This is a genomic window from Aliiroseovarius lamellibrachiae (assembly GCF_018599245.1).
Classification (GTDB): Bacteria; Pseudomonadota; Alphaproteobacteria; order Rhodobacterales; family Rhodobacteraceae; genus Aliiroseovarius; species Aliiroseovarius lamellibrachiae.
Window position 1 is genome coordinate 68,453 of sequence record NZ_JAHEVJ010000009.1, and the last position, 21,551, is coordinate 90,003.

The 21,551-nt window shown below is 56.9% G+C and carries 18 protein-coding genes; 14 read left to right on the plus strand and 4 right to left on the minus strand.

Annotated features, from left to right (window positions below; genetic code table 11):
- Window positions 1-166 precede the first annotated feature (166 nt).
- Entirely contained in the window at window positions 167-1,228 is a 1,062-nt protein-coding gene (locus KKW20_RS14985; protein WP_214568721.1) for an ABC transporter ATP-binding protein, read from the minus strand.
- 20 nt (window positions 1,229-1,248) lie between these two features.
- The gene (locus KKW20_RS14990; protein WP_214568722.1) at window positions 1,249-2,028 is read right to left on the minus strand and encodes an IclR family transcriptional regulator; all 780 of its coding nucleotides are present in this window, start codon (window positions 2,026-2,028) and stop codon (window positions 1,249-1,251) included.
- A gap of 154 nt (window positions 2,029-2,182) precedes the next feature.
- Here KKW20_RS14990 and KKW20_RS14995 point away from each other — a divergent pair, with 154 nt between their 5' ends.
- The 12 genes from KKW20_RS14995 (at window position 2,183) to hpaD (ending at window position 16,477) form a co-directional block, all read left to right on the plus strand.
- Window positions 2,183-3,433, plus strand: a complete 1,251-nt coding sequence (locus tag KKW20_RS14995) for an ABC transporter substrate-binding protein (protein ID WP_246534630.1) — start codon at window positions 2,183-2,185, stop codon at window positions 3,431-3,433.
- Between the two features lie 111 nt (window positions 3,434-3,544).
- Complete coding sequence (locus tag KKW20_RS15000) at window positions 3,545-4,456, plus strand: carbohydrate ABC transporter permease (protein WP_214568723.1); 912 nt, start codon at window positions 3,545-3,547, stop codon at window positions 4,454-4,456.
- A gap of 14 nt (window positions 4,457-4,470) precedes the next feature.
- The gene (locus KKW20_RS15005) at window positions 4,471-5,319 is read left to right on the plus strand and encodes a carbohydrate ABC transporter permease (protein ID WP_214568724.1); all 849 of its coding nucleotides are present in this window, start codon (window positions 4,471-4,473) and stop codon (window positions 5,317-5,319) included.
- Window positions 5,316-7,400, plus strand: coding sequence for an alpha-galactosidase (locus KKW20_RS15010; RefSeq protein WP_214568725.1), 2,085 nt, complete (start codon window positions 5,316-5,318; stop codon window positions 7,398-7,400). Before KKW20_RS15005 ends, KKW20_RS15010 begins: the two co-directional genes overlap by 4 nt.
- Window positions 7,397-9,106 carry an IlvD/Edd family dehydratase gene (locus tag KKW20_RS15015; RefSeq protein WP_214568726.1) on the plus strand — a complete coding sequence of 570 codons (1,710 nt, stop codon included), beginning with the start codon at window positions 7,397-7,399 and terminating at the stop codon, window positions 9,104-9,106. The genes KKW20_RS15010 and KKW20_RS15015 overlap by 4 nt, the downstream gene beginning before the upstream one ends.
- The gene (locus KKW20_RS15020; RefSeq protein WP_214568727.1) at window positions 9,106-9,870 is read left to right on the plus strand and encodes an SDR family NAD(P)-dependent oxidoreductase; all 765 of its coding nucleotides are present in this window, start codon (window positions 9,106-9,108) and stop codon (window positions 9,868-9,870) included. The genes KKW20_RS15015 and KKW20_RS15020 overlap by 1 nt, the downstream gene beginning before the upstream one ends.
- Window positions 9,871-9,875: 5 nt before the next feature.
- On the plus strand, window positions 9,876-10,781 hold the full coding sequence (locus KKW20_RS15025) for a 2-dehydro-3-deoxygalactonokinase (protein ID WP_214568728.1): 906 nt from the start codon (window positions 9,876-9,878) through the stop codon (window positions 10,779-10,781).
- Window positions 10,778-11,383, plus strand: coding sequence for a 2-dehydro-3-deoxy-6-phosphogalactonate aldolase (locus KKW20_RS15030; protein WP_214568729.1), 606 nt, complete (start codon window positions 10,778-10,780; stop codon window positions 11,381-11,383). The genes KKW20_RS15025 and KKW20_RS15030 overlap by 4 nt, the downstream gene beginning before the upstream one ends.
- Window positions 11,380-12,225, plus strand: a complete 846-nt coding sequence (locus KKW20_RS15035; RefSeq protein WP_214568730.1) for an SMP-30/gluconolactonase/LRE family protein — start codon at window positions 11,380-11,382, stop codon at window positions 12,223-12,225. Before KKW20_RS15030 ends, KKW20_RS15035 begins: the two co-directional genes overlap by 4 nt.
- A gap of 7 nt (window positions 12,226-12,232) precedes the next feature.
- Window positions 12,233-14,134 carry a beta-galactosidase gene (locus KKW20_RS15040; protein WP_214568731.1) on the plus strand — a complete coding sequence of 634 codons (1,902 nt, stop codon included), beginning with the start codon at window positions 12,233-12,235 and terminating at the stop codon, window positions 14,132-14,134.
- Window positions 14,131-15,129 carry an aldose epimerase family protein gene (locus KKW20_RS15045; protein WP_214568732.1) on the plus strand — a complete coding sequence of 333 codons (999 nt, stop codon included), beginning with the start codon at window positions 14,131-14,133 and terminating at the stop codon, window positions 15,127-15,129. Before KKW20_RS15040 ends, KKW20_RS15045 begins: the two co-directional genes overlap by 4 nt.
- Before the next feature lie 364 nt (window positions 15,130-15,493).
- Entirely contained in the window at window positions 15,494-16,477 is a 984-nt protein-coding gene (gene hpaD / locus KKW20_RS15050) for a 3,4-dihydroxyphenylacetate 2,3-dioxygenase (RefSeq protein WP_214568733.1), read from the plus strand.
- A gap of 58 nt (window positions 16,478-16,535) precedes the next feature.
- Here the strand turns inward: hpaD and KKW20_RS15055 are convergent, their stop codons facing one another.
- Complete coding sequence (locus tag KKW20_RS15055) at window positions 16,536-17,309, minus strand: helix-turn-helix domain-containing protein (protein WP_214568734.1); 774 nt, start codon at window positions 17,307-17,309, stop codon at window positions 16,536-16,538.
- A 123-nt stretch (window positions 17,310-17,432) separates the two neighbouring features.
- Here KKW20_RS15055 and KKW20_RS15060 point away from each other — a divergent pair, with 123 nt between their 5' ends.
- Entirely contained in the window at window positions 17,433-19,427 is a 1,995-nt protein-coding gene (locus KKW20_RS15060) for a CocE/NonD family hydrolase (protein WP_214568735.1), read from the plus strand.
- Between the two features lie 13 nt (window positions 19,428-19,440).
- The gene (locus tag KKW20_RS15065) at window positions 19,441-21,027 is read left to right on the plus strand and encodes an ABC transporter substrate-binding protein (protein ID WP_214568736.1); all 1,587 of its coding nucleotides are present in this window, start codon (window positions 19,441-19,443) and stop codon (window positions 21,025-21,027) included.
- A 50-nt stretch (window positions 21,028-21,077) separates the two neighbouring features.
- Here KKW20_RS15065 and KKW20_RS15070 read toward each other — a convergent pair whose 3' ends face one another.
- Window positions 21,078-21,527 (minus strand): Lrp/AsnC family transcriptional regulator, encoded by a 450-nt coding sequence (locus KKW20_RS15070; RefSeq protein ID WP_214568737.1) that lies wholly within the window; start codon window positions 21,525-21,527, stop codon window positions 21,078-21,080.
- Window positions 21,528-21,551 lie beyond the last annotated feature (24 nt).

The following is a 21,551-nucleotide window of genomic DNA, read 5'->3' on the forward strand; positions in this document are numbered from 1 at the left end:
GCGGTGCTGTCACGTTAGCTTCTTGGCGATTGCCAATAAAGCGAGTTGGGCTTGGCCGCATGTGATGATAACATCGCCCATGCCCGACAAGCGCCATTGATACCCGCCGGAAATCATTGCCCACGTTGTGTCGCAGTACGTCCGGTTCAAGTCACCGAACGCTTAGTCAGCGCAACCGCTTTTCCGTTTTGGCATCAAAGAACATGCAGTTTTCATCGTCAAAACTGACAATGACGGAACAGCCTTCAGGCAAGGTATCTTCTTCCCGGTTCTCCACAATGATCTTCTCACCATTCCCCGCGATCAGGTAATCGTAGGAAACGCCCCCCAGCCGTTCACGCAGATCCAGCACGGCCGCGCCATCACCCGTTTTGATACCAAGATGTTGCGGACGAATACCAACCAGAACGGTACTGCCTTCTGAAGGAAGGGCCACACTGGTGACGATTTCGCGCGCGCCCAGAGAGGGCACAATAACCTTGCCGCCCTGCACAATGCCTTTAAGGAAATTCATGCTGGGGGAGCCAATGAATCCAGCTACAAATTTATTGTCGGGATTATTGTAAAGTTCCATCGGGCTTCCGACTTGCTCGATCCGCCCTGCACGCAGGACCACGATCTTGTCGGCGAGCGTCATCGCCTCAACCTGATCATGGGTTACATAAATCATCGTCGCGCCAATTTCCTTGTGCAGCCGAGCAATCTCGACCCGCATGTCCACACGCAACTCGGCATCGAGGTTCGAAAGCGGTTCGTCAAACAAGAACACTTCGGGTCCACGCACAATGGCCCGACCGATTGCAACGCGCTGTCGTTGACCGCCAGACAGCGCCTTGGGCTTGCGCTTGAGGTAATCATCCAGCTGCAGGATTCGGCTGGCCTCTCCCACCTTCGCCTGGATTTCGGCCTTGGGGTGACCATTCATCTTCAGGCCAAACCCCATGTTTTCCTCAACCGACATATGCGGATAAAGCGCATAGGTCTGGAACACCATCGCCACGCCCCGTTCGGATGCATCGATGTGGGTCACGTCGCGGGCGCCGATGTGAATTTCGCCGTCTGAGGTTTCTTCCAAACCGGCAATCATCCGCAACAGGGTGGATTTGCCACAGCCTGACGGACCGACAAAGACACAGAATTCACCATTGTCGATTTCAAGGTCGACACCATGAATGACCTGCACATCGCCATAGCGTTTGATGGCCTGATTTAGGGTGACTCCGGACATGTGTTTCTCTCCGTTGGGATTTATGCGGGAAATTGCCAATGCGTGGCTTCGGCCCCGATCTTTTCTGCGGTTTCCAGAAGGGGTGCGCGGAACGCGTCCAGGCCTTCCAGGGTGTGGCGGGTGGTTGAGGTGGCAATCGACAGCGCGCCAATCACCCGTCCGTTGGAAGACAGGACGGGGGCTGCGATAGAAATGATGCCTTCCTCATGTTCTTCACGGTCATAGGCGATGCCGCTGACCTGAATTTGCTCCAGCTCATCTTCGAGTGAGGCGACATCAGTGATCGTGGCGGGGGTATATTTAAAATAGGCCTGCTGCAGCATAGCCAGCTGCAGTCGCTTCGGAGCCAGAAAAGCCAGCATCGCCTTCCCGACGCCGGTGCAATAGGCCGGGGCGATCTTGCCAACCTGGGCTAATGTTTCAAACCGGTCAGTCGCCTGCAACTTATCAACAAATAGAACCTGCCCCTGATCAATTTGCGCAAGGTGCACGGTTTCGCCCACGTCGGCGACCAACGTCTCAATGAATGGCCGCGCGATTGGCGCAAGCGACGCGGTTTTCCAGGCCGCATGGGCAAGCCGCATAAGCCGCCCCCCGAGCGAATAAGTCCCATTGCCATCATTGAATTCCAGCATGTGCTGATTCGTCAGAGTTTGCAGAAGGCGATAGGACGTCGCCTTTGGATGGGGAGACTTCACAAGAATATCCGTAAAGCGAACAGGGCGACCAAACTCGGCCACAAGGTCTAGCATTTCCAATGCTTTACCAACTGTCCCATCTGATTTCGTAGCTGCAGTCATTTGCAATTCCTTCCCACCCCCAAGGGCCTCTCGCCCCATGAGACTGTTGACATCGTTAACTTCTCACGGCAGTATTTTCAATAGTTGAGATTTAGTTTCATTATTTGAAACCTGAAGTCAACACCGAATTACGCGGAACAAAAGGGAGGAAACCATGTTCCTAAAAGTCACCAAGGCAGTCGCCGCCCTGGCACTGACCACAGGTCTCGTCACGCCAGCAATGGCTGAGCTGTCGGGCACACTGCGCATTATCTCGGACATGTCGAACCCAGCGCCACGCGCCATCATGGAAGGGTTGGCCGCCGACTTTGACGCCATGCATCCGGACCTAAGTGTTGAGCTGGAAGTGGTTGACCGTGAAGCTTGGAAAAGCCAGATCCGCAATGCTCTCACCGCCAATCCGCCCGACGTTGTGAACTGGTATGCCGCCAACCGTATGGGGCCTTATGTACGCGCTGGCCTATTTGAAGACATTTCGGATATGTACACAAATGGCGACTTGCAGGGATTGGACAGCGTCAAGGGCGCTATGACCATGGACGGCAAGCAATATGGCGTGCCTTACACCTACTACCAATGGGGCATTTATTATCGCGAAGACATCTTTAAGGAGCTGGGCCTGAAAGAGCCCGCCACCTTTGACGAAGAGGTGGCCAATTGCGCCAAAATCGTGGAATCAGGGCGCAAGTGCTATGCAATCGGCACCAAAAATTATTGGACCGCCGGTGGCTGGTTCGACTACATGAACATGCGCACCAATGGGTTCGACTTCCACATGAAGCTGGCCACCGGTGAAGCCAAATGGACCTCGGATGAGGTGCGCGCGACCTTTGCCAACTGGCGCAAGCTGATTGATCTGGGGGGGTTCATTGACGACCACCAAAGCTATAGCTGGCAAGAAGGCCTGCCGCCATTCATCGCAGGTGAAGCGACAGCGTATCTGATGGGCAACTTCGTGGTTCCCCATCTGCGCAATGCGGGCCTGAGCGACGATCAGATCGACTTTTATCAGTTCCCGAAGATCGCTGATGTCCCGATGGGGGAAGACGCACCAACCGATACGTTCCACATCGCATCGAACGCACAGAACAAGGAAGCCGCCCGTGCGTTCCTGCAGTTTGTGACCTCGCCGGATGTTCAATCGAAGATCAACGCTGCTGACGGGTTGGGTCAGCTTCCAGTCAATGCCAATGCAACTGTCGGCGATGACGAGTTCTTGAAGCAGGGCTTCGACATGCTCTCAAACAACGCCACTGGCGGCATCGCCCAGTTCTTCGACCGTGATTTCCCGGCTGAAATGGCAGCAATCGGCATGGAAGGTCTACAGGAATTCATGGTGTTCCCGGACAATCTGGACGACATCCTGAACCGCCTCGAAAGCGCGCGTCAGCGGATCTACAAGTAACACTCCCTACGGGTGCCCCGGGCTTAGGCTCGGGGCATCTGCCCCTTTACCCTCACGGTATCGGCAAGCCTTGTTCGGGCTTTCCCATGACGTGTCCACGGGAGGAACGAAATGGCCACCACACATGCCGAGATGAGCTGGGTACGCAGAAACCGGATGACCCTGACGCCCCTTCTGTTTTTGGCGCCGGGTGTGCTGTTTTTTGTGATCTATGTGATCATCCCGATCCTGCAGAGCTTTAACATCTCACTTTATCAGTGGGACGGGCTGGGGGAGGCCACCTTTGTCGGCATCGGCAACTATCAAGAGCTGATGACCGATCGCGCTTTTGAGGTGTCGCTGTGGAACAACGTGAAATGGCTGGCGCTTTATCTTCTGGCAATCCCGGCCGGGCTGTTCATTGCCCTGTTTCTAAACCAGACTATTGTGGGGATCAGACTCTACAAGTCCCTGTTCTTCTTTCCCTTTGTGATCAGCCAGGTGGTTGTGGGCCTGGTGTTCAGCTGGTTCTACCTGCCCCGCGAAGGGCTTTTGAACGCGGTGCTGGGTGTGGTGGGGCTTGGCCCGATCAACGTGTTGGGCGACCCGACCTTGGCCACCTATGGGATCATTGTCGCAGGCCTCTGGCCACAGACCGCCTATTGTATGATCCTGTATCTCACCGGCCTGAACGCCGTGGACCCGGAACAAATCGAAGCCGGTCGTCTGGATGGCGCCAAGGGCTGGCGTATGTTGTGGCACATTATCCTGCCGCAACTGAAACCCGCCACCTTCATCGCCTTTGTGGTCACGATCATCGGCGCGCTGCGCTCGTTTGACCTCATCTCGGTCATGACCAATGGTGGTCCGTTTGGCTCCACCCGTGTTCTGAGCTTCTATATGTTTGAAAAGGCCCTGTCGGAATATGGTTTCCGCATGGGTTACGGTTCGGCCATCGCAGTCGTACTGTTCCTGATCATGCTGCTCTTTATCGGCTATTTCCTGTGGTCGATGTATCAAGACGAAAAAGCCGCGCGGCGTTAAGGAGGAGAGAAACCATGTTCCCGATCCCAATCGAAAAACGCCCCCGCAGCGCGCAGGTCATCTATCAGGCCCTGGTGCCGATCGCCCTGATCATGTGGCTACTGCCCCTGATCGCGGTTGCGCTCTTCTCCATTCGGCCACTCACGGATTTCACGAATGGAAACTACTGGGGCCTGCCATCTTCATTCGAGTTTTTCACCAATTACGGCAAGGTGTTCTTTGAATCGGACATGCCGCAATACATGCTAAACTCGATCCTGATTACGGTCCCTACTGTGGTCGGGGCGGTGGCCCTTTCCTGCATGACCGGATTTGCTCTGGGAATCTATAGGTTCCGCGGCAATCTGATCATCTTCTTCATGTTCATTGCCGGCAATTTCGTCCCCTTCCAGATCCTGATGGTGCCGGTGCGTGACTTAACAGTTTCTGCCGGGCTTTATGACACAAAACTGGGGCTGGTGCTGTTCCACATCGCTTTCCAGACCGGGTTTTGCACGCTCTTTATGCGCAACTTCATTCGCGCCTTGCCTTTTGAGCTGATCGAGGCTGCTCGCGTCGAAGGCATCGCCGAATGGCGCATCTTCTGGTACGTGGTGCTTCCGTTGATGAAACCGGCCATCGCCGCCCTGTCCGTGCTGATTTTCACCTTCATCTGGAACGATTACTTCTGGGCGATTGTGCTGACACAAGGACCGGATTCGCAACCTGTGACCGCCGGCATCACGTCGTTCAACTCGCAATTTGTGGCCCAATATCACCTAATGAGCGCGGGCAGCATTGTTGCCGCCCTGCCACCAGTGGCGATGTTTTTCATGATGCAACGCCACTTTATTGCAGGTCTCACCCTGGGAGCCGTGAAATGATCCAAACCTGGTCGCTTCAGGACGGGCGGCAAAGCCTCGTGCTGGCTGCTGAACGTGAACATCTGCCCGAGGTGATCTATTGGGGGCCGCGCCTGCCGGACGGGGAAGATCTGGACGTGCTGGCGCGGGCGCATCAGATGGATGTGACCGGCGGGATGCTGGACCAGAATCCGGAACTCTCCATCTGCCCCGAAGCCACCCGCACGTTTCCGGGCCAACCCGGCATGATCCTACGCGCGGGTGACGGCACACCACTGCTGCCGAAATTCTGTTTCGAAAAGGCCACTAAAGAAGAGAACAGCCTCACCCTCAGCTATCGGGATCAATCAAACACGCTGACTTATCGGGCGCATTTCGCGATCAACCCGACGTCACACATGATCACCGCGCGCGCTGAAATCGAGTCGGGTGCACCAGTGCATCTGCATTGGCTGTCCGCCCCTGTTTTCCCTGCCCCGCAGAATTCGGACGACGTGATTGATTTCTCTGGCCGCTGGTGTGGCGAGTTCCAGATGAACCGCACCCCGTGGTCGGCCGGAATGCGCTATCGCGAGAACCGCACCGGGCGCACCGGGCATGAACATTTCCCCGGTCTGATTGTCCCCTGCCATGGCGCCACCAACACGCGTGGCCATGCTTATGGCTTCCATTACGGCTGGTCCGGTGGCCATCGCATGATTGCCGAGGAGTTGCCCGACGGGCGTCGTCAGATCCAGTTTGGGGATGCCGCACGGATCGAGCACACTCCGCAGTGCAAGTTCACCTCGGCGCCGCTTTACGCAATGTTTTCCGATGACGGGATCAACGGTTGCGCCGTATCGTTTCAACGCCATCTGCGCGACGAGATTGTACAGTTCCCTCACCCTGATCAACCCCGTCCGGTGCACTACAATTGTTGGGAAGCAGTCTATTTCAACCACAACCTGCCCGAACTGAAAGAAATAGCAGATCGCGCCGCCACCCTGGGTGCAGAACGCTTTGTGCTGGATGATGGCTGGTTCGGCAATCGCGACGACGACACACGCGCACTGTCGGATTGGGAAGTGGACCGGCGCAAGTACCCGGACGGATTGGACCCGCTGATTGAGCATGTCCACGGGCTCGGCATGAGCTTCGGCATCTGGTTCGAACCCGAAATGATCAATCCCGACAGCGACATCCACCGCGCCCATCCTGATTGGGCCTTGGGGGGTGAGGACCAGATCCTCGGACGCCAGCAGAAGGCGCTGAACATGGCGCTGCCCGATGTGCAGGATTTCCTCTTTGACCGCATCAGTGCGGTGCTGTCTGCGCATGAGATCGACTATATCAAATGGGACCATAACCGGGTGCTGCCCATGCCCGACGCGGCACAGACCCGTGGCTCTTACGCGCTGATCGACCGGTTGCGCGCCGCCTTTGCGCATGTGGAAATCGAAAGCTGTGCTTCGGGCGGGGGGCGGATTGATTTCGGCATTCTCGAACGCACCCAACGAGTCTGGCTTTCCGACAGCAATGACGCGCTGGAGCGGCTGCGCATTCAACACAATGCTGCGATTTTCCTGCCCTCGGTGGTGACCGGCAGCCATGTTGGACCGCGCCATTGCCATACATCAGGTCGGGTGATCGACATTCGCATGCGGGCCTGGGTTGCGGCCCAACGTCATATGGGATTTGAAATGGATCCGCGGGAACTGACCGACGACGAGGCCGAGGTGCTGACCCGCACAACCAAATGGTGGAAAGACAATCGCAACTGGATGGCGCGGGCAGATATTCTGCGGCTTGACAGTGCCGATCCGTCGGTGATTGCCGAGCAGCAATTGTCAGAAACGGGGGATCATTTTGTGGTATTTGCCGGGGTCGCCGATACGTCGCGCCAGATCGCTCCACGTCCCCTTCGCTTAACACGTCTCAGCCCCGATGTGATGTATAGGGTCGACCTGGTCAACCGCGACGACGCGCCTGCCCTATCGCGTGGGGCCCCGGCCTTGAAATCCAGTCCGCTTGAACTCAGCGGGCAATACCTCATGAACCATGGGCTTATGCTGCCATGGCAATTCCCACTGCACATGTGGGTGATCGAAGGAACCAAGATATGAGCAAGGAACGCCGCAATCGCGCCTGGTATGGGATGCTCGACAAGGACGGTTTTATCCGCCGGTCCTGGATGAAAAACCAGGGATTTCCGGACCACGCTTTTGATGGGCGTCCTGTGATCGGCATTTGCAACACATGGTCTGAACTGACCCCGTGCAATTCGGGCCTGCGAGAGCTGGCCGAAGGGGTGAAGCGCGGCGTGTGGGAGGCGGGCGGTTTTCCGGTTGAGTTCCCGGTGATGAGCCTGGGCGAGACCCAGATGAAGCCCACCGCGATGCTGTTTCGCAACCTTCTGGCGATGGACGTGGAGGAAAGCATTCGCGCCTATGGCATGGATGGCGTGGTGCTTTTGGGTGGATGTGACAAGACCACACCGGGTCAGTTGATGGGGGCGGCCTCGGTGGATCTGCCATCAATTGTGGTTTCTTCCGGGCCGATGCTGAACGGCAAATGGAAAGGCCGCGATCTGGGATCGGGCACCGACGTGCGCAAATTCGCGATGGATGTGAAGGCGGGCGATATGACGCTGAAGGATTTCATGGCGACTGAAAGCGGCATGTCGCGGTCCAAGGGCGTGTGCAACACCATGGGCACGGCTTCCACCATGTCGTCGCTGACCGAAGCGCTGGGGATGTCGCTGCCGACCAATGGCGCGCTTCCGGCGGTGGATGCGCGGCGCATGGCGCTGGCGCATATGACGGGCAAACGCATTGTCGAGATGGTGGAAGAGGACCTGAAACTGTCGGACGTCTTGACCAAGGAAAGCTTTGAGAATGCGATCTTGACCAACGCCGCCCTGGGCGGATCGACCAACGCTGTGGTGCATCTTCTGGCGCTGGCGGGCCGGGTTGGCGTCGACCTGTCCATGGGGGATTTCGAAATCGGTGGTGAGATCCCGCTTCTTGTCAACTGCATGCCCTCGGGTAAATACTTGATGGAGGATTTCTGTTACGCAGGTGGCGTTCCCGCGGTGTTAAAGGAAATCGCCCACAAGCTGCGCAAGGCCAACACGGTAATGGGGCGCGACATCTCGCATTATTATGAAGAGGCGGAATGCTACAATCGCGATGTGATCTATGCGTTTGATGCGCCGTTGAAACCGGCGGCGGGGCTGCGGGTTCTGCGCGGCAACTTGGCGCCGAACGGCGCGATTGTGAAACCTTCGGCGGCCTCTGACCACCTGCTTGAACATGAAGGCGAGGCCTATGTGTTTGAAACGATCGAAGAGCTGAAAGCCAATATCGACCGCGACGACCTGCCGGTGGATGAAACCACCATCCTCGTGCTGAAAAACTGCGGCCCGAAAGGCTATCCGGGCATGCCCGAAGTGGGCGACATGCCGGTGCCGGGAAAACTGGTGAAAAAGGGTGTGCGCGACATCGTGCGCGTCTCTGATGCGCGCATGTCAGGCACCGCGTTCGGCACCGTTGTCTTACATGTTGCGCCTGAAGCCACGGCCGGCGGGCCGCTTGCGCTGGTCAGGACGGGGGACCGGATCCGCCTTTCGGCCCAAAACGGCGTGCTGGAGTTGCTGGTTGATCAGGCCGAGATGAACAAGCGCCGCGCCGCCTGGACCGCGCCCGAACCGCATTACACCCGTGGCTATGCCAAAATGTATGTCGATCACGTACTGCAGGCCGACAAAGGCGCGGATCTGGATTTTCTGGTGGGCAAAGATACCCGCCCTGTCACACGAGAGAGCCACTGATGACTGCCACATTTCATGACCTCAAAGACGCCTCCATCTTCATCACCGGAGGGGGCTCCGGCATTGGGGCGGCACTGACCGAAGGGTTCCTTCGCCAAGGAGCCAAGGTCGGGTTCATTGGCCGCTCGGACGCCTCGGCTTTTGTCAACCAGATGGAAGATGAGACCGGTAACCGCCCGCATTTCGTGCAGGGTGACATCACCGATATTCCCGCGTTGAAAGCGGCGATGGAAGATTGCGCGCATCTTAATGGCCCGCTCACCGTGCTTGTGAACAATGCCGCCAATGATCAGCGCCACAGCACCGAAGAGGTGAGCGAAGACTTCTGGGATTGGGCACAGGCGGTGAATCTGAAGGCCTATTTCTTTGCCTGTCAGGCCGCGATTGCGGGGATGCGCGCCCAAGGCGGCGGGTCAATCATTAACTTCACCTCGATCAGCTACATGATGGGCAACACGGGCTATCCTGCTTACACCACTGCCAATTCCGGCATCAATGGGATGACACGGTCCCTGGCCCGCGAGTTTGGCCCCGACAAGATCCGCGTGAACGCGCTCGCCCCGGGGTGGGTGCTGACGCAAAAGCAGTTGGACATGTGGGCCGAACCTGAAGCCTTGGCGGCCCATCTCGACCGCCAATGCCTCAAGGAGCATCTTACGCCCGAAGACATCGTCGCCTCGACCCTGTTTCTGGCCTCATCCTCCAGCCGGATGATCACGGGGCAGGCTTTGGTCGTTGATGGCGGCGTTGTGGTGACGGGGTGACGGCTATGACATCCACTCTCGACTGGATTGCCGTCGACTGGGGCACCACCCATTTGCGGCTCTGGCTGATGGCCAAGGATGGGCAGGTGCTCGACCGGCGTGACAGCGATCAAGGGATGGGCAAGCTCATACCTGATCAGTTTGCCCCGACCTTGGCGGCGCTTCTGTCGGACGTGCCAAATGCCAGCGCCTATCCAGTCATCATCTGTGGCATGGCCGGGGCCCAGCAGGGGTGGGCCGAAGCACCTTACGTGACCACTCCCTGCCCCCCTCCGGGGGCTGAAATTGCCACACATGCACCTGACACTGACTGGGATGTGCGCATCTTGCCTGGGGTCAAACAGATACACCCGGCAGATGTGATGCGCGGCGAGGAAACCCAGATTGCTGGGCTTCTGCTTGAGAATCATGGCTTCGAAGGCACGCTCTGCCTGCCTGGCACCCACAACAAATGGGTGCGTATCAAGGTCGGTCAGATCACCGAGTTTCGCACGTTCATGACCGGCGAGCTTTTTGCCCTGATCAGCGGGCAATCCGTGTTGCGCCATTCGGTGGACACAAACGATCACGATCAAGAAGCGTTTGAGACGGCTTTGGGTGAGGCCATGGCCGATCCATCCGCCCTCGCGGCCAACCTCTTTTCCCTGCGCGCCGAAGGGCTTTTAAACGGCCTGTCCACCGCCGCCGCGCGCGCACGCTTGTCTGCCCTGTTAATCGGTGCGGAACTGGCAGCCACACGCGCGTTCTGGCAAGAAGACGAGGTGGTTATCCTCGGCGAAGGTGACGTGGCCCGGGCCTATGAAACCGCGTTGAAAACAGCGGGCGGTAAAGCACGTTGTGTCGATGCCGAAACACTGACCTTGGCGGGGCTGCGATCCGCCTACGCACAATTGGGAAAGGCCGCATTATGAGCCGCAATATCATCGCCATCCTACGCGGGATCACCCCGGATGAAACCACCGACATTCTCGACGCGCTGATCGCCGCCGGGATCACCACAATTGAGGTTCCGCTGAACTCGCCCGACCCGTTCGATAGCATCGAACGCATGGTGAAACACGCGGGCAACCGGGCGGTGGTGGGTGCGGGGACCGTGTTGGATGTAACCTTTGTGGAACGTCTTGCGGGCATCGGCGCGCAACTGGTTGTGTCACCCGATGCCAATCCGGAGGTGATCGCGGCCACCAAGTCATATGGGATGGCCTCTTATCCCGGGGTACTGACCCCGACCGAAGCCTTTTCCGCCCTGCGCGCGGGGGCCGACGGGTTGAAGTTTTTCCCAGCGTTCAAATTGGGGCTCGAGGGTTTCAAGGCGCTTTCAGCGGTCCTGCCTGCGGGTACAAAATCCTATGCGGTGGGGGGCGTCGGCCCGGATGATTTTGCAAGCTGGCTCAATGCAGGGATTACCGGATTTGGCATGGGGTCAAACATCTACAAACCCGGATACTCAGCTGATCAGGTTGCAAAGCTCGCAACCGAGATTGTCGCGGCTTACGACAAGGCCGCGCCATGACGGCTGAGGTATTTTCTCATACCGTCTGCACTCTTGGGGAAGGCGCGTTCTGGCATCCGGAACGCGCGCAGTTTTTCTGGTTCGACATTCTGGGCAGGCGTCTGCTGACCCGAGAAGGCGACAAGGAGCAAACTTGGCAGTTTGACGAATGTGTCTCAGCCGCCGGTTGGGTGGATCGCAACACGCTGATCATCGCCAGCGCCTCGGCCTTATGGCAGTTCAACATCGGCAGCGGTGCGCGTGAAAAGCTGGTGGATCTGGAGCCTGAAAATGCCCTCACCCGCTCCAATGACGGGCGCGCGGACTCGCAGGGCGGGTTCTGGATCGGGACAATGGGCTATGATGCCGAACGCGGCGCTGGGGCAATTTACCGGTACTATCGCGGAGAGCTGCGAAAGCTCTATGACAAAATCACCATCTCGAATGCGATCTGTTTTTCCCCTGATGGGCACCACGCTTATTTCACCGATACAGAAGATGGGCGCGTGATGCGGCAAAGGCTGGATAAGACAGGCTGGCCGGTCGGCACGCCCGAGGTCTTCCTTGATCTGCGCAACCAAGAATTCGGAGCAGATGGTGCCGTGATAGATGCCTATGGCAATCTCTGGAACGCCCAGTGGGGCGCAGCGCGCATTGCCTGTTATGATCCCTCTGGCAAGCTGATCGAAAGCCAACCCGTACCAACCCCACAGGCGTCGTGCCCGGCCTTTGGTGGGCTGGATCTGAGTACGCTCTTTGTCACCACCGCAGCAGATGGGATCACGGGCGACAGCATGGCAGGTAAAACCTTTGCCATCCAAACCAACACCAACGGCCAACCCGAACATCAGGTCATATTGTGAGGCCAACATGAAACGTACATTGGGCACCTGTTATTACCCTGAACATTGGCCGGAAGAGATCTGGGCGGATGACGCGCGCCGCATGGTTGAGGCGGGCCTGACCTGGGTTCGGATCGGCGAGTTTTCCTGGTCCCGCCTGGAACCCACCCCTGGTGATCTGCAGTGGGAGTGGCTGGACCGTGCGATAGAGACCCTTGGCGCGGCCGGGCTGCGCGTGGTGCTGGGCACCCCCACCGCCACACCGCCGCGTTGGATGATCAACAAACACCCTGACATGCTCGCCGTGGATGCGCACGGGCAACCCCGTAAGTTTGGATCGCGCCGCCATTACTGTTTCAGTCATTTAGGCTATCGCGAGGAAGGTCGCCGCATCGCCCGGTTGATGGCCGAACGCTATGGGCGAAACCCATACATCGGGGCCTGGCAGACCGACAATGAATATGGCTGCCACGACACCACCGTTTCCTACTCCAATGCCGCGCGGGATGGCTTTCGGATTTGGCTTGCCGAGCGGTATGGCGACATCCATCGCCTGAACTCTGTGTGGGGCAATATCTTCTGGTCGATGGAATATTGTGCCTTTGACGAGGTGGACCTGCCGAACTTGACGGTAACCGAACCCAACCCAGCCCATGTACAGGACTTCCGCCGTTATTCCTCGGATATGGTGGTGTTGTTCAACAAGGTGCAGGTGGAAGAGATCAAGGCCTGCACGTCTGCGCCCATATCGCATAATTACATGGGGCGGATCACCGACTTTGACCATTTCGCAGTGGGCACGGATCTGGATATTGCCACCTGGGACAGCTATCCGCTGGGGTTTCTTGAAGACCGGGTGGGGGCAGATGCAGCGCATCAACGTGCTTATGCACGCCAAGGGGATCCCGATTTTCAGGCCTTCCATCACGACCTCTACCGCGCTGTGGGGCACGGTCGCTGGTGGGTGATGGAACAACAGCCCGGCCCGGTCAATTGGGCGCCTTACAATCCCTCACCGCTGGCTGGCATGGTGCGGCTCTGGACGTGGGAGGCTTTTGCCCATGGCGCGGAAGCGGTCTGCTACTTCCGATGGCGACAGGCCCCCTTTGCACAGGAACAGATGCATGCGGGCCTGTTGCGCCCTGATCGTCAGGACGCCCCCGCGATCCATGAGGCACGCGAAGTGGCGACAGAGCTTTCCGGGGCGCCGGACGTGCAGTTTCACAAAGCTCCCGTCGCCCTGATCTTCGACTACGACGCCGATTGGGCCTGGACCACGCAACCACACGGGGCGGGACTGAGTTACTTCTCGCTGGTTTTTGACCATTACAAGGCACTGCGCCGGGCTGGGCTTTCGGTGGATATCCTTCCCCCTGACCACGAGGATTTCGCGGGGTACAGGTTGGTGCTCGCCCCAGGCATTATGTGTCTGCGCGACGGGTTGCGGCAGGCCCTGAATGATGCCAAGGGTCATGTGCTTTACGGGCCGCGCACCGGAGCGCGCGACGAAGGGTTTGCCATTCCCGTTCCTCTGCCCCCCGCCATCAAAGGGTTGGATGTAACCGTATCACGGGTCGAGAGCTTGCGACCCGACATGCCGGTCACTCTGACTGATGGTGGGGCCGTGACGGGATATCTGGAAGAGCTTGAAGGGTCTGCGGACGTCCTGATGCAGACGAGCCAAAACCTACCCGTTGCCATGGCAACGGACAACCAGATCTATTGCGGCGCTTGGCTGGATGCAGCGGGACTTGATGTGATGGTGGCCCTGTTGTGCGATCGCGCCGGTGTTGAGCGTCAGCAGATGCCCGAAGGCGTGCGCACACGCCGGACCGCCACAGAGGAATTTTGGTTCAACCACACAACGCAAAGCGCGGATACCCCGTTTGGCGCCCTGCCCCCGGCCGGCGTATTGCGGCGCGTGCTGTGAGCGTCGAGGCAATTGCCACCTTGCCAGGCGGCGATGTGATCCTTCGGTTCACGCTGCAATCCAATCAATTGCGCGCCCGGGTACTGAGTTTTGGTGCGGCGCTGCAAAGCCTGTATCTGGACGGGTTATCCCATTCTCTGGTGCTGGGATATGACACCCCGTTGAGTTACCTCGCCAACCCGGCCTATCTGGGTGTGATCGTAGGGCGTGTGGCCAATCGCATATCGGGCGGGCAGTTTTCACTTGATGGTCGGCGCTACGAATTGGACCGGAATGAAAATGGCAAAACCACGCTGCATGGCGGGCGCGACGGATGCAGCCACCGGAATTGGGATGTTCTGGACCACGGAACCTCCCATGTGACACTCGGACTATGTCTGCCCGATGGGCATATGGGCTTTCCGGGCAAGATGGATCTGACCGTCTCTTATCGCCTTTATGACACCAGTTTGCGGGTTGAGCTGTCGGCCCAAACGGACGCTCCCACGGTTTGTAATCCTGCGCCGCATATCTACTTCAATCTCGATGGCAGGCCGAACATTGATGCCCATCTCCTGCAGCTGGAAAGCGATCAGGTCATTCCCGTGGAAAATGGCATTCCGCAGTCTGGCCCGGTTGCCGCCAGCACCCAAAATCTGGACATCACCCAGCCGCGTCGTGTTCCGCCCGGCCTGGATCATCATTTCTGTTTTTTCCCACACGCAGGGGCCCCTAGGTTGATGGCCACCGTGTCAGCCTCTGGGATAGCAATGGAGGTGCGATCCACAGCGCCGGGATTGCAGATCTATGATGGCAGCGGTTTAGAGGTCCGTGGCGAAGGGCTGAATGGGACAAACTATGGTCCGCGCGCAGGTCTCGCACTTGAACCGCATTGCTGGATAGATGCTCCCAATCAGGCCTGGTCGCATCAAGCCGCCCTAAAACCCGGCGAAATATTTCACACTCAAAGCGAATTCTGTTTCCAGCAGACCACCCCGCATCAACGCATTACATAAGCAATTGATACTTGTCCGCCCGCTTGGCCATTTGACCCAGAGTGGTATCAGTATCGGCTAGGTCACCGGCAGATCCGACACACACCCGCTCAGGCGGTCATTCCATTTGCCCATCGGGTATGGCCATTAAAGGCGTTTTAGTCAGACTTCAGTATTCGGGATGAAATGGTTGTGTGATGTTCGCGAGGGCGGTGGTGTTTGATGTTATGCAAGGTCAACACCCAACGGTCAGATGCTCTATGGCGCTTAGGGTTGGGATGCTTATACTGCGAATTTAGACGTTACGGTCGAGTGTTTTCCGAGCTCTGGTGCCCACCAGGCCAATGTCATTTTCCCCGTGCAAACAGCACTATAGGAGAGAGCAATGCCCGTCCCTGCCCCTAACCTTTACCCAGATTTCAATACGATCCGGTTGTCGCATATATGCCTGAACGTCAAAGATCTGGCGGCGTCGCGTGTGTTTTATACCGAGATATTGGGGTTCCAGATCACCGACGAAACCGACAGCCGGATCTATTTGCGCGCAATGGAGGAGCGTGGGCATCACAGTGTGGTTTTGCAAAAATCTGATCAGCCCGGCACGGTTGAGGTCTTGGGATTTAAAACCTATGACGAAGATGATCTGGACCGGGCAGCCGCATATTTTCAGGCAAGACACCGCCCGACAGAATGGGTGGATCGCCCGTATCAAGGGCGCACCCTGCTGACCGCTGACAATATGGGCATCCCACTTGAGTTTTATCACAAGATGGATCGGTTGGCGCCCATCCACCAGAAATATGCGCTCTATAAAGGTGCGAAACCCCTGCGCATTGATCATTTCAATTGCTTTTCAACTGATGTTGATGCCAGCGTTGCATGTTACAGCGATTTTGGATTTCGCGTCACCGAATACACCGAAGATGAGGACAGTAAAAAACTGTGGGCCGCATGGTTGCACCGCAAAGGTAGTGTCCATGACATCGCCTTTACCAATGGCACCGGCCCGCGCCTGCATCATGTTGCGTTTTGGGTGCCCACACCGCTGAATGTTATTGACCTATTGGACCTGATGGCCACCACCGGCTACGTCGACAATATTGAACGTGGGCCGGGCCGGCATGGGATTTCCAACGCGTTTTTTCTATATGTCCTCGACCCCGATGGGCACCGGATCGAGATTTATTGTTCTGATTATCAAACGGTTGACCCGGATCTTGACCCCATCAAATGGGATTTGAAAGACCCGCAACGCCAAACCCTGTGGGGCGCTGCGGCCCCTCAGAGCTGGTTTGAGCATGGCACAAAATTTGTCGGGGTGGATGTCAAAGCCTCTGCCATCACCGCGAGTCCAATTATCGCCCCATGAGCCGTTAGATGTATGGATTTTCCAATGTCGTGAGGCCGTGACGCGGTTTGCGACCGCGCTAAATCTTGAGAAACGAAACAGGGGCATCGGCAAAAAAGCTTCTGATCACCGGATCAATAGAGGGGCTTTGGGGATCATACAGCCCGCATTGCTTCATCGCCGAATGGAAGTTGGTTGAATTACGCAATCGCTTCCAAATAATCCGAGAGCTGAATGGGGTACGTTGCGGCCGCCATGCCATCATAAAGGCAAGGCCCGTAATATAGGTCGCGTTTGTACGTTCCGGCGGCACCAAAATTGTCTGCGCCAAGGCGTCGGATGTTTTCCGATGGCGTTCCAATAAAAACACCCGATCCCCCTGAACCGTCAGCTGCCCCACAAATTCCGAACGCAGGATCTGTGAACTATGCGGATCGCGCACGCGGCCAACATACCGTGTCGCAACGCCGCCGCCCTGCTCGCGGACCAAACACAATGCCCGCTGAATTCGATTTGGCCACGTCATGTTAATGAAATGCGTATGATAAAGCCCCACATAGGACCGCGCGGCACTTAGGTCGCCCGGGAAAATATCCGCCAAAAGAGAGCGCGGCCCCTGCTTGGGAAGATGATCAAGGCTGGTGTGGTCCATCAAGCTTGACGATCTTTCGATCTCTTTTTCGGTGACCCCAAAAAACTCGCAAATGCGCAGAAGATTATGCGCCGAGGGACGTGACGTGCCGCGCAGATACCGATCAAATTGGTGACGGTTGATCCCAATTTCGCGGCAAACCTGTGAAATGGAGGGGTAGTTTCGGCACAGTGACCGAAGGTTTTCCGATAAAGCTGTCATGCCCTCGCCCCATTTGTTCCATCAAACATCGTAGTCGCACAAAACCGCACAAGATAGAACAAAGTTGCACATTTTTTTTCGGCCCCGCTGGCGGCAATAGTTTGCACAGCACCGGGGGGATACATGACCAATATTCTTGAAATCGAAATAGACCACGACCTTGCCATTCCATTGCCGGATGGCACACGCTTATCTGCAAAGGTCTGGCGACCAAAAGAGATGTCTGCCCCCCTGCCCGCAATTGTCGAATATTTGCCCTATCGTAAAAGCGATGGCACCGCGGCGCGCGACATGCCGATGCATTCACATTTTGCGGCCCATGGATATGTCTGCCTGCGTGTGGACCGGCGCGGGTGTGGCGACAGCGAAGGATTGTTTGACGACGAATACTCGCCACAGGAATTACAAGATGGCGTCGACATTCTGAACTGGATCGCGGCTCAGGACTGGTGCACCGGCAAGATCGGAATGCAGGGGATATCCTGGGGCGGCTTTAACGCGCTTCAAATTGCCGCCCTGGCCCCGGAACCGTTGAAAGCAATCATCACAATTGGCTCGACAGTCGATCGATATGCGGATGATATCCACTATAAAGGTGGCATCCAAGTTGGCGAAAATATCGGTTGGGCCGCGACCTCTACATCTTGGTTTTCCATGCCACCAGATCCCGAAATCGTCGGCAAGAGCTGGCGCGAGATGTGGTTGGAACGATTGGAAAACACGCCATTTCTGGCGCGCGAATGGATGTTGCACCCAACCCGCGATGCCTATTGGAAACACGGATCCATTTGCGAAGCATACTCAGCCATCAAAGCCCCCGTCTTGGCGATGGGTGGATTGCACGATGGCTATCGCAACACCATGGCACATCTGGTAGAAAATCTATCCAGCCCGGTAAAAGCGATCGCTGGTCCATGGAGCCACAAATACCCACATATCAGCACAATTGCCCCGTCCATTGATTATTTGGGCGAAGCTTTGCGGTGGTGGGATCACTGGTTAAAAGGCCTGGAAACGGGTGTGGAAAATGATCCGGCCTATCGTGCCTATGTCATGGACAGCACCGCACCGGATCCAAGCCTAAGCCATCGAGAAGGGCGTTGGGTGGCAGAAGAGGTCTGGCCCGCGCCCGCCATCACGCCCAAGCGGTTTGATCTTGGGGATGGCACGCTGGGACACCCCGCAGCATTCACAACACAAGTGACAACGGATCTAACGGTTGGCAAAAATGCGGGCGAGTATTTTCCCTTTGGGTTTGGCCCCGGCGAGCTTCCCGATGACCAAACCGAAGACGATGCCCGCTCAACCTGCTTTGACAGTGATATACTGACCGCGCCCACTGATATCGTCGGCGCGCCTATGGTCCGGCTCACCCTGTCGTCGGCCCAACCAGAGGCACAAATAATTGTGCGGTTATGTGATTTGCGCCCAGATGGTACATCAGCCTTTATTTCTTTTGGGTTGCTGAACCTGCAATTTCGCGATGGATTTGCAGACGCCAAGCCGCTTGAGCCTGGAAAACCCTATGAGGTGGCGCTCACACTTGACCAAACGGCGTATCATTTGCCCGCGGGACACAGGTTACGGGTCGCAGTTTCTGGCAGCTATTGGCCCTATTGCTGGCCCGAAGGCACCCATAATACGCTGACGTTAACCGCGGGATCGCTTGAGGTGCCTTGCCGCCCACAAGACGCGCAGGCCGTCGCCAGTTTTTCGCCCCCCCGCACCTTGGGTCCAGCACCAACACGACAGATTGAGGTCGGCGAGGAGGCTCGCAGCTACCGCATTGAGGACGGTCAAATTGTGCTGGAGCTTAAGGGCGATCACGGGCGCCAAGAAGATCTGGACACCGGCTTGGTCACCCAAAGCGCGATGCGCGAAACATGGAAGATCAATCCCGTCGATCCCGCCTCTGCCGAGGTTGAAATTATTTGGAATCGGGAGCTTACGCGGGGTGACTGGTCGGTATCTTCGCGTGTTGTGACGAATATGTGGGCGTCCCAAACCGAGTTTTTTGTCAAACAAACACTAGAAGCTTTTGAGCGCGGCGAATTGGTTTTTGAAAAGACCATGCAAGACAGCGTTTCAAGATATCCCAGCCGCGACACAACAACATGATCAGGAGAAGACAATGAGTAATGAGCTGAAGTTTTTGGCAGGTTTGACCGCCCGTGGGCAGTTGGATCGTCGTGCCTTTTTGGGGCGTGCGGGGGCTCTTGGCCTGACCGCGACCTTGGCGAACACCATGTTGGGGTCGGCCGTCCACGCCGCTGGCCCGCAAAAGGGTGGTACAATGAAATTGGCGATGTCGGGTGGGCAATCCTCTGACACATTGGACCCAGCACTGGCGTCCAACGAAGCTGTCTTTATGGTGGTCAAACATTTCGGCGACACCTTGGTCGAAGTTGCCCCAGACGGCTCGCTTGACATGCGACTGGCCACAGCGGTGCGCGGCACGCCGGATGCAAAGACCTGGACCTTCACCATCCGCGAAGATGTGAAATTCCACAATGGCGACAAGATGACCGCCGCCGATGTTGTCGCCACCCTTCGTCGCCACGCGGGTGAAAAATCCCAATCCGGTGCCTTGGGCCAGTTGAAAGCTGTTGAGAAAGTCGAAGACATCGGTGGCGAAGTTGTCATTACCCTGTCCGAAGGCAACGCCGATCTGCCCTATATCATGTCGGATTACCATCTGGTGATCCAACCCAATGGTGGAATGGACGCCCCTGATGCGGGTGTCGGCACCGGTCCATACAAACTGACCAGCACGCAGCACGGCATCCGCTATACATTTGAAAAGTTTGCGGACTATTTTGACGACACGCGCGGCCATGCTGACGCGGTTGAGCTTTTGGTGATCTCGGATGACACCGCCCGCACAGCAGCTTTGCAATCGGGTCAGGTTCATATGATCAACCGCATCCCGCCAAAAATTGCCGGACTTTTGGGGCGCGCGCCAAATGTCACCATCCACTCAGCAGGTGGGCGTAGTCATTATGCGTTCCTCATGCATTGCAACACGGCGCCTTTTGAAAACAACGATCTGCGCCTTGCTTTGAAATACGCCACCGATCGTCAGCAAATGGTCGACAAAATCCTGTTTGGGCATGGGTCATTGGGCAACGATATGCCAATCAATGCCGCCTATCCGCTGTTTGACGACAGCATCGAACAGCGCGCATATGACCCTGAAAAAGCAGCGATGCACTATAAGGCGTCAGGCCATGAAGGGCCGATCATCCTGCGCACCGCTGAAACCGCATTTCCGGGGGCGGTTGATGCCGCGCAATTGTTCCAACAATCTGCTGCGGCGGCTGGGATCAACGTGGAAATCAAGCGCCTGCCGAATGACGGCTATTGGTCCGAAGTTTGGAACAAGCAACCGTTCTGCACATCCTATTGGGGCGGTCGTCCGACCCAAGACGGCATGTATTCCACGGCCTATAAAACGGACGCGGCTTGGAATGACACGCGCTTCTTCTCGGATGAGTTTGACACTAAACTGCTTGCGGCCCGTTCTGAAACAGACACCATGAAGCGTAAGGGCATCTATAGCGATATGGGGCGTCAGGTGCGCGACACCGGCGGGTTGTTGTGCCCAATGTTTGCCAACTGGGTGGAAGGTACCAATGACAAGGTTGCCGGTTGGTTCGATGATCCAAGCCAGAACATGATGAACGGTTATGCCACCATCAAATGCTGGTTGACAGCCTAACGCCTAAACACAGTGAAAATCGCATGGGCGCCCCCCGCGCCCATGCGAAATCAAAGCACATCAAGCGACACTTTCACCCTGTCCATGACCACCGAAGTTTTGAACCGGCTGATGTTTGAGGCGTCAAAAAAGTAAGTCTGTGTAAACTCTTCGTATTCCTGAATATTTTCGACATTCAGGATAAGGATGAAATCACCCTCGCCGGTCGTGTAATAACATTGCTGCACACAGGGCGCACCGCGCATGCGACGCTTGAACGCATCCAAAGACGCGCGGTTTTCACGTTCTAAAATGACTTCGACAATGATGGTCATCTCGCGCCCCAATTTGGCAGGGGACAACACCGCGATGTCACGCTCGATCACACCATTTGCTCGAAGCTTTTGCAGGCGCTTTTGCACGGTCGGTGCAGACAAGCCAACATCTTGACTGATCACTTCAGCCGTCAGGCGCGCATTGGATTGCACCATCCGCAAAATTTCTCGATCCTTGTCGTCCATTTCCGAATCACATCTACTATTTGC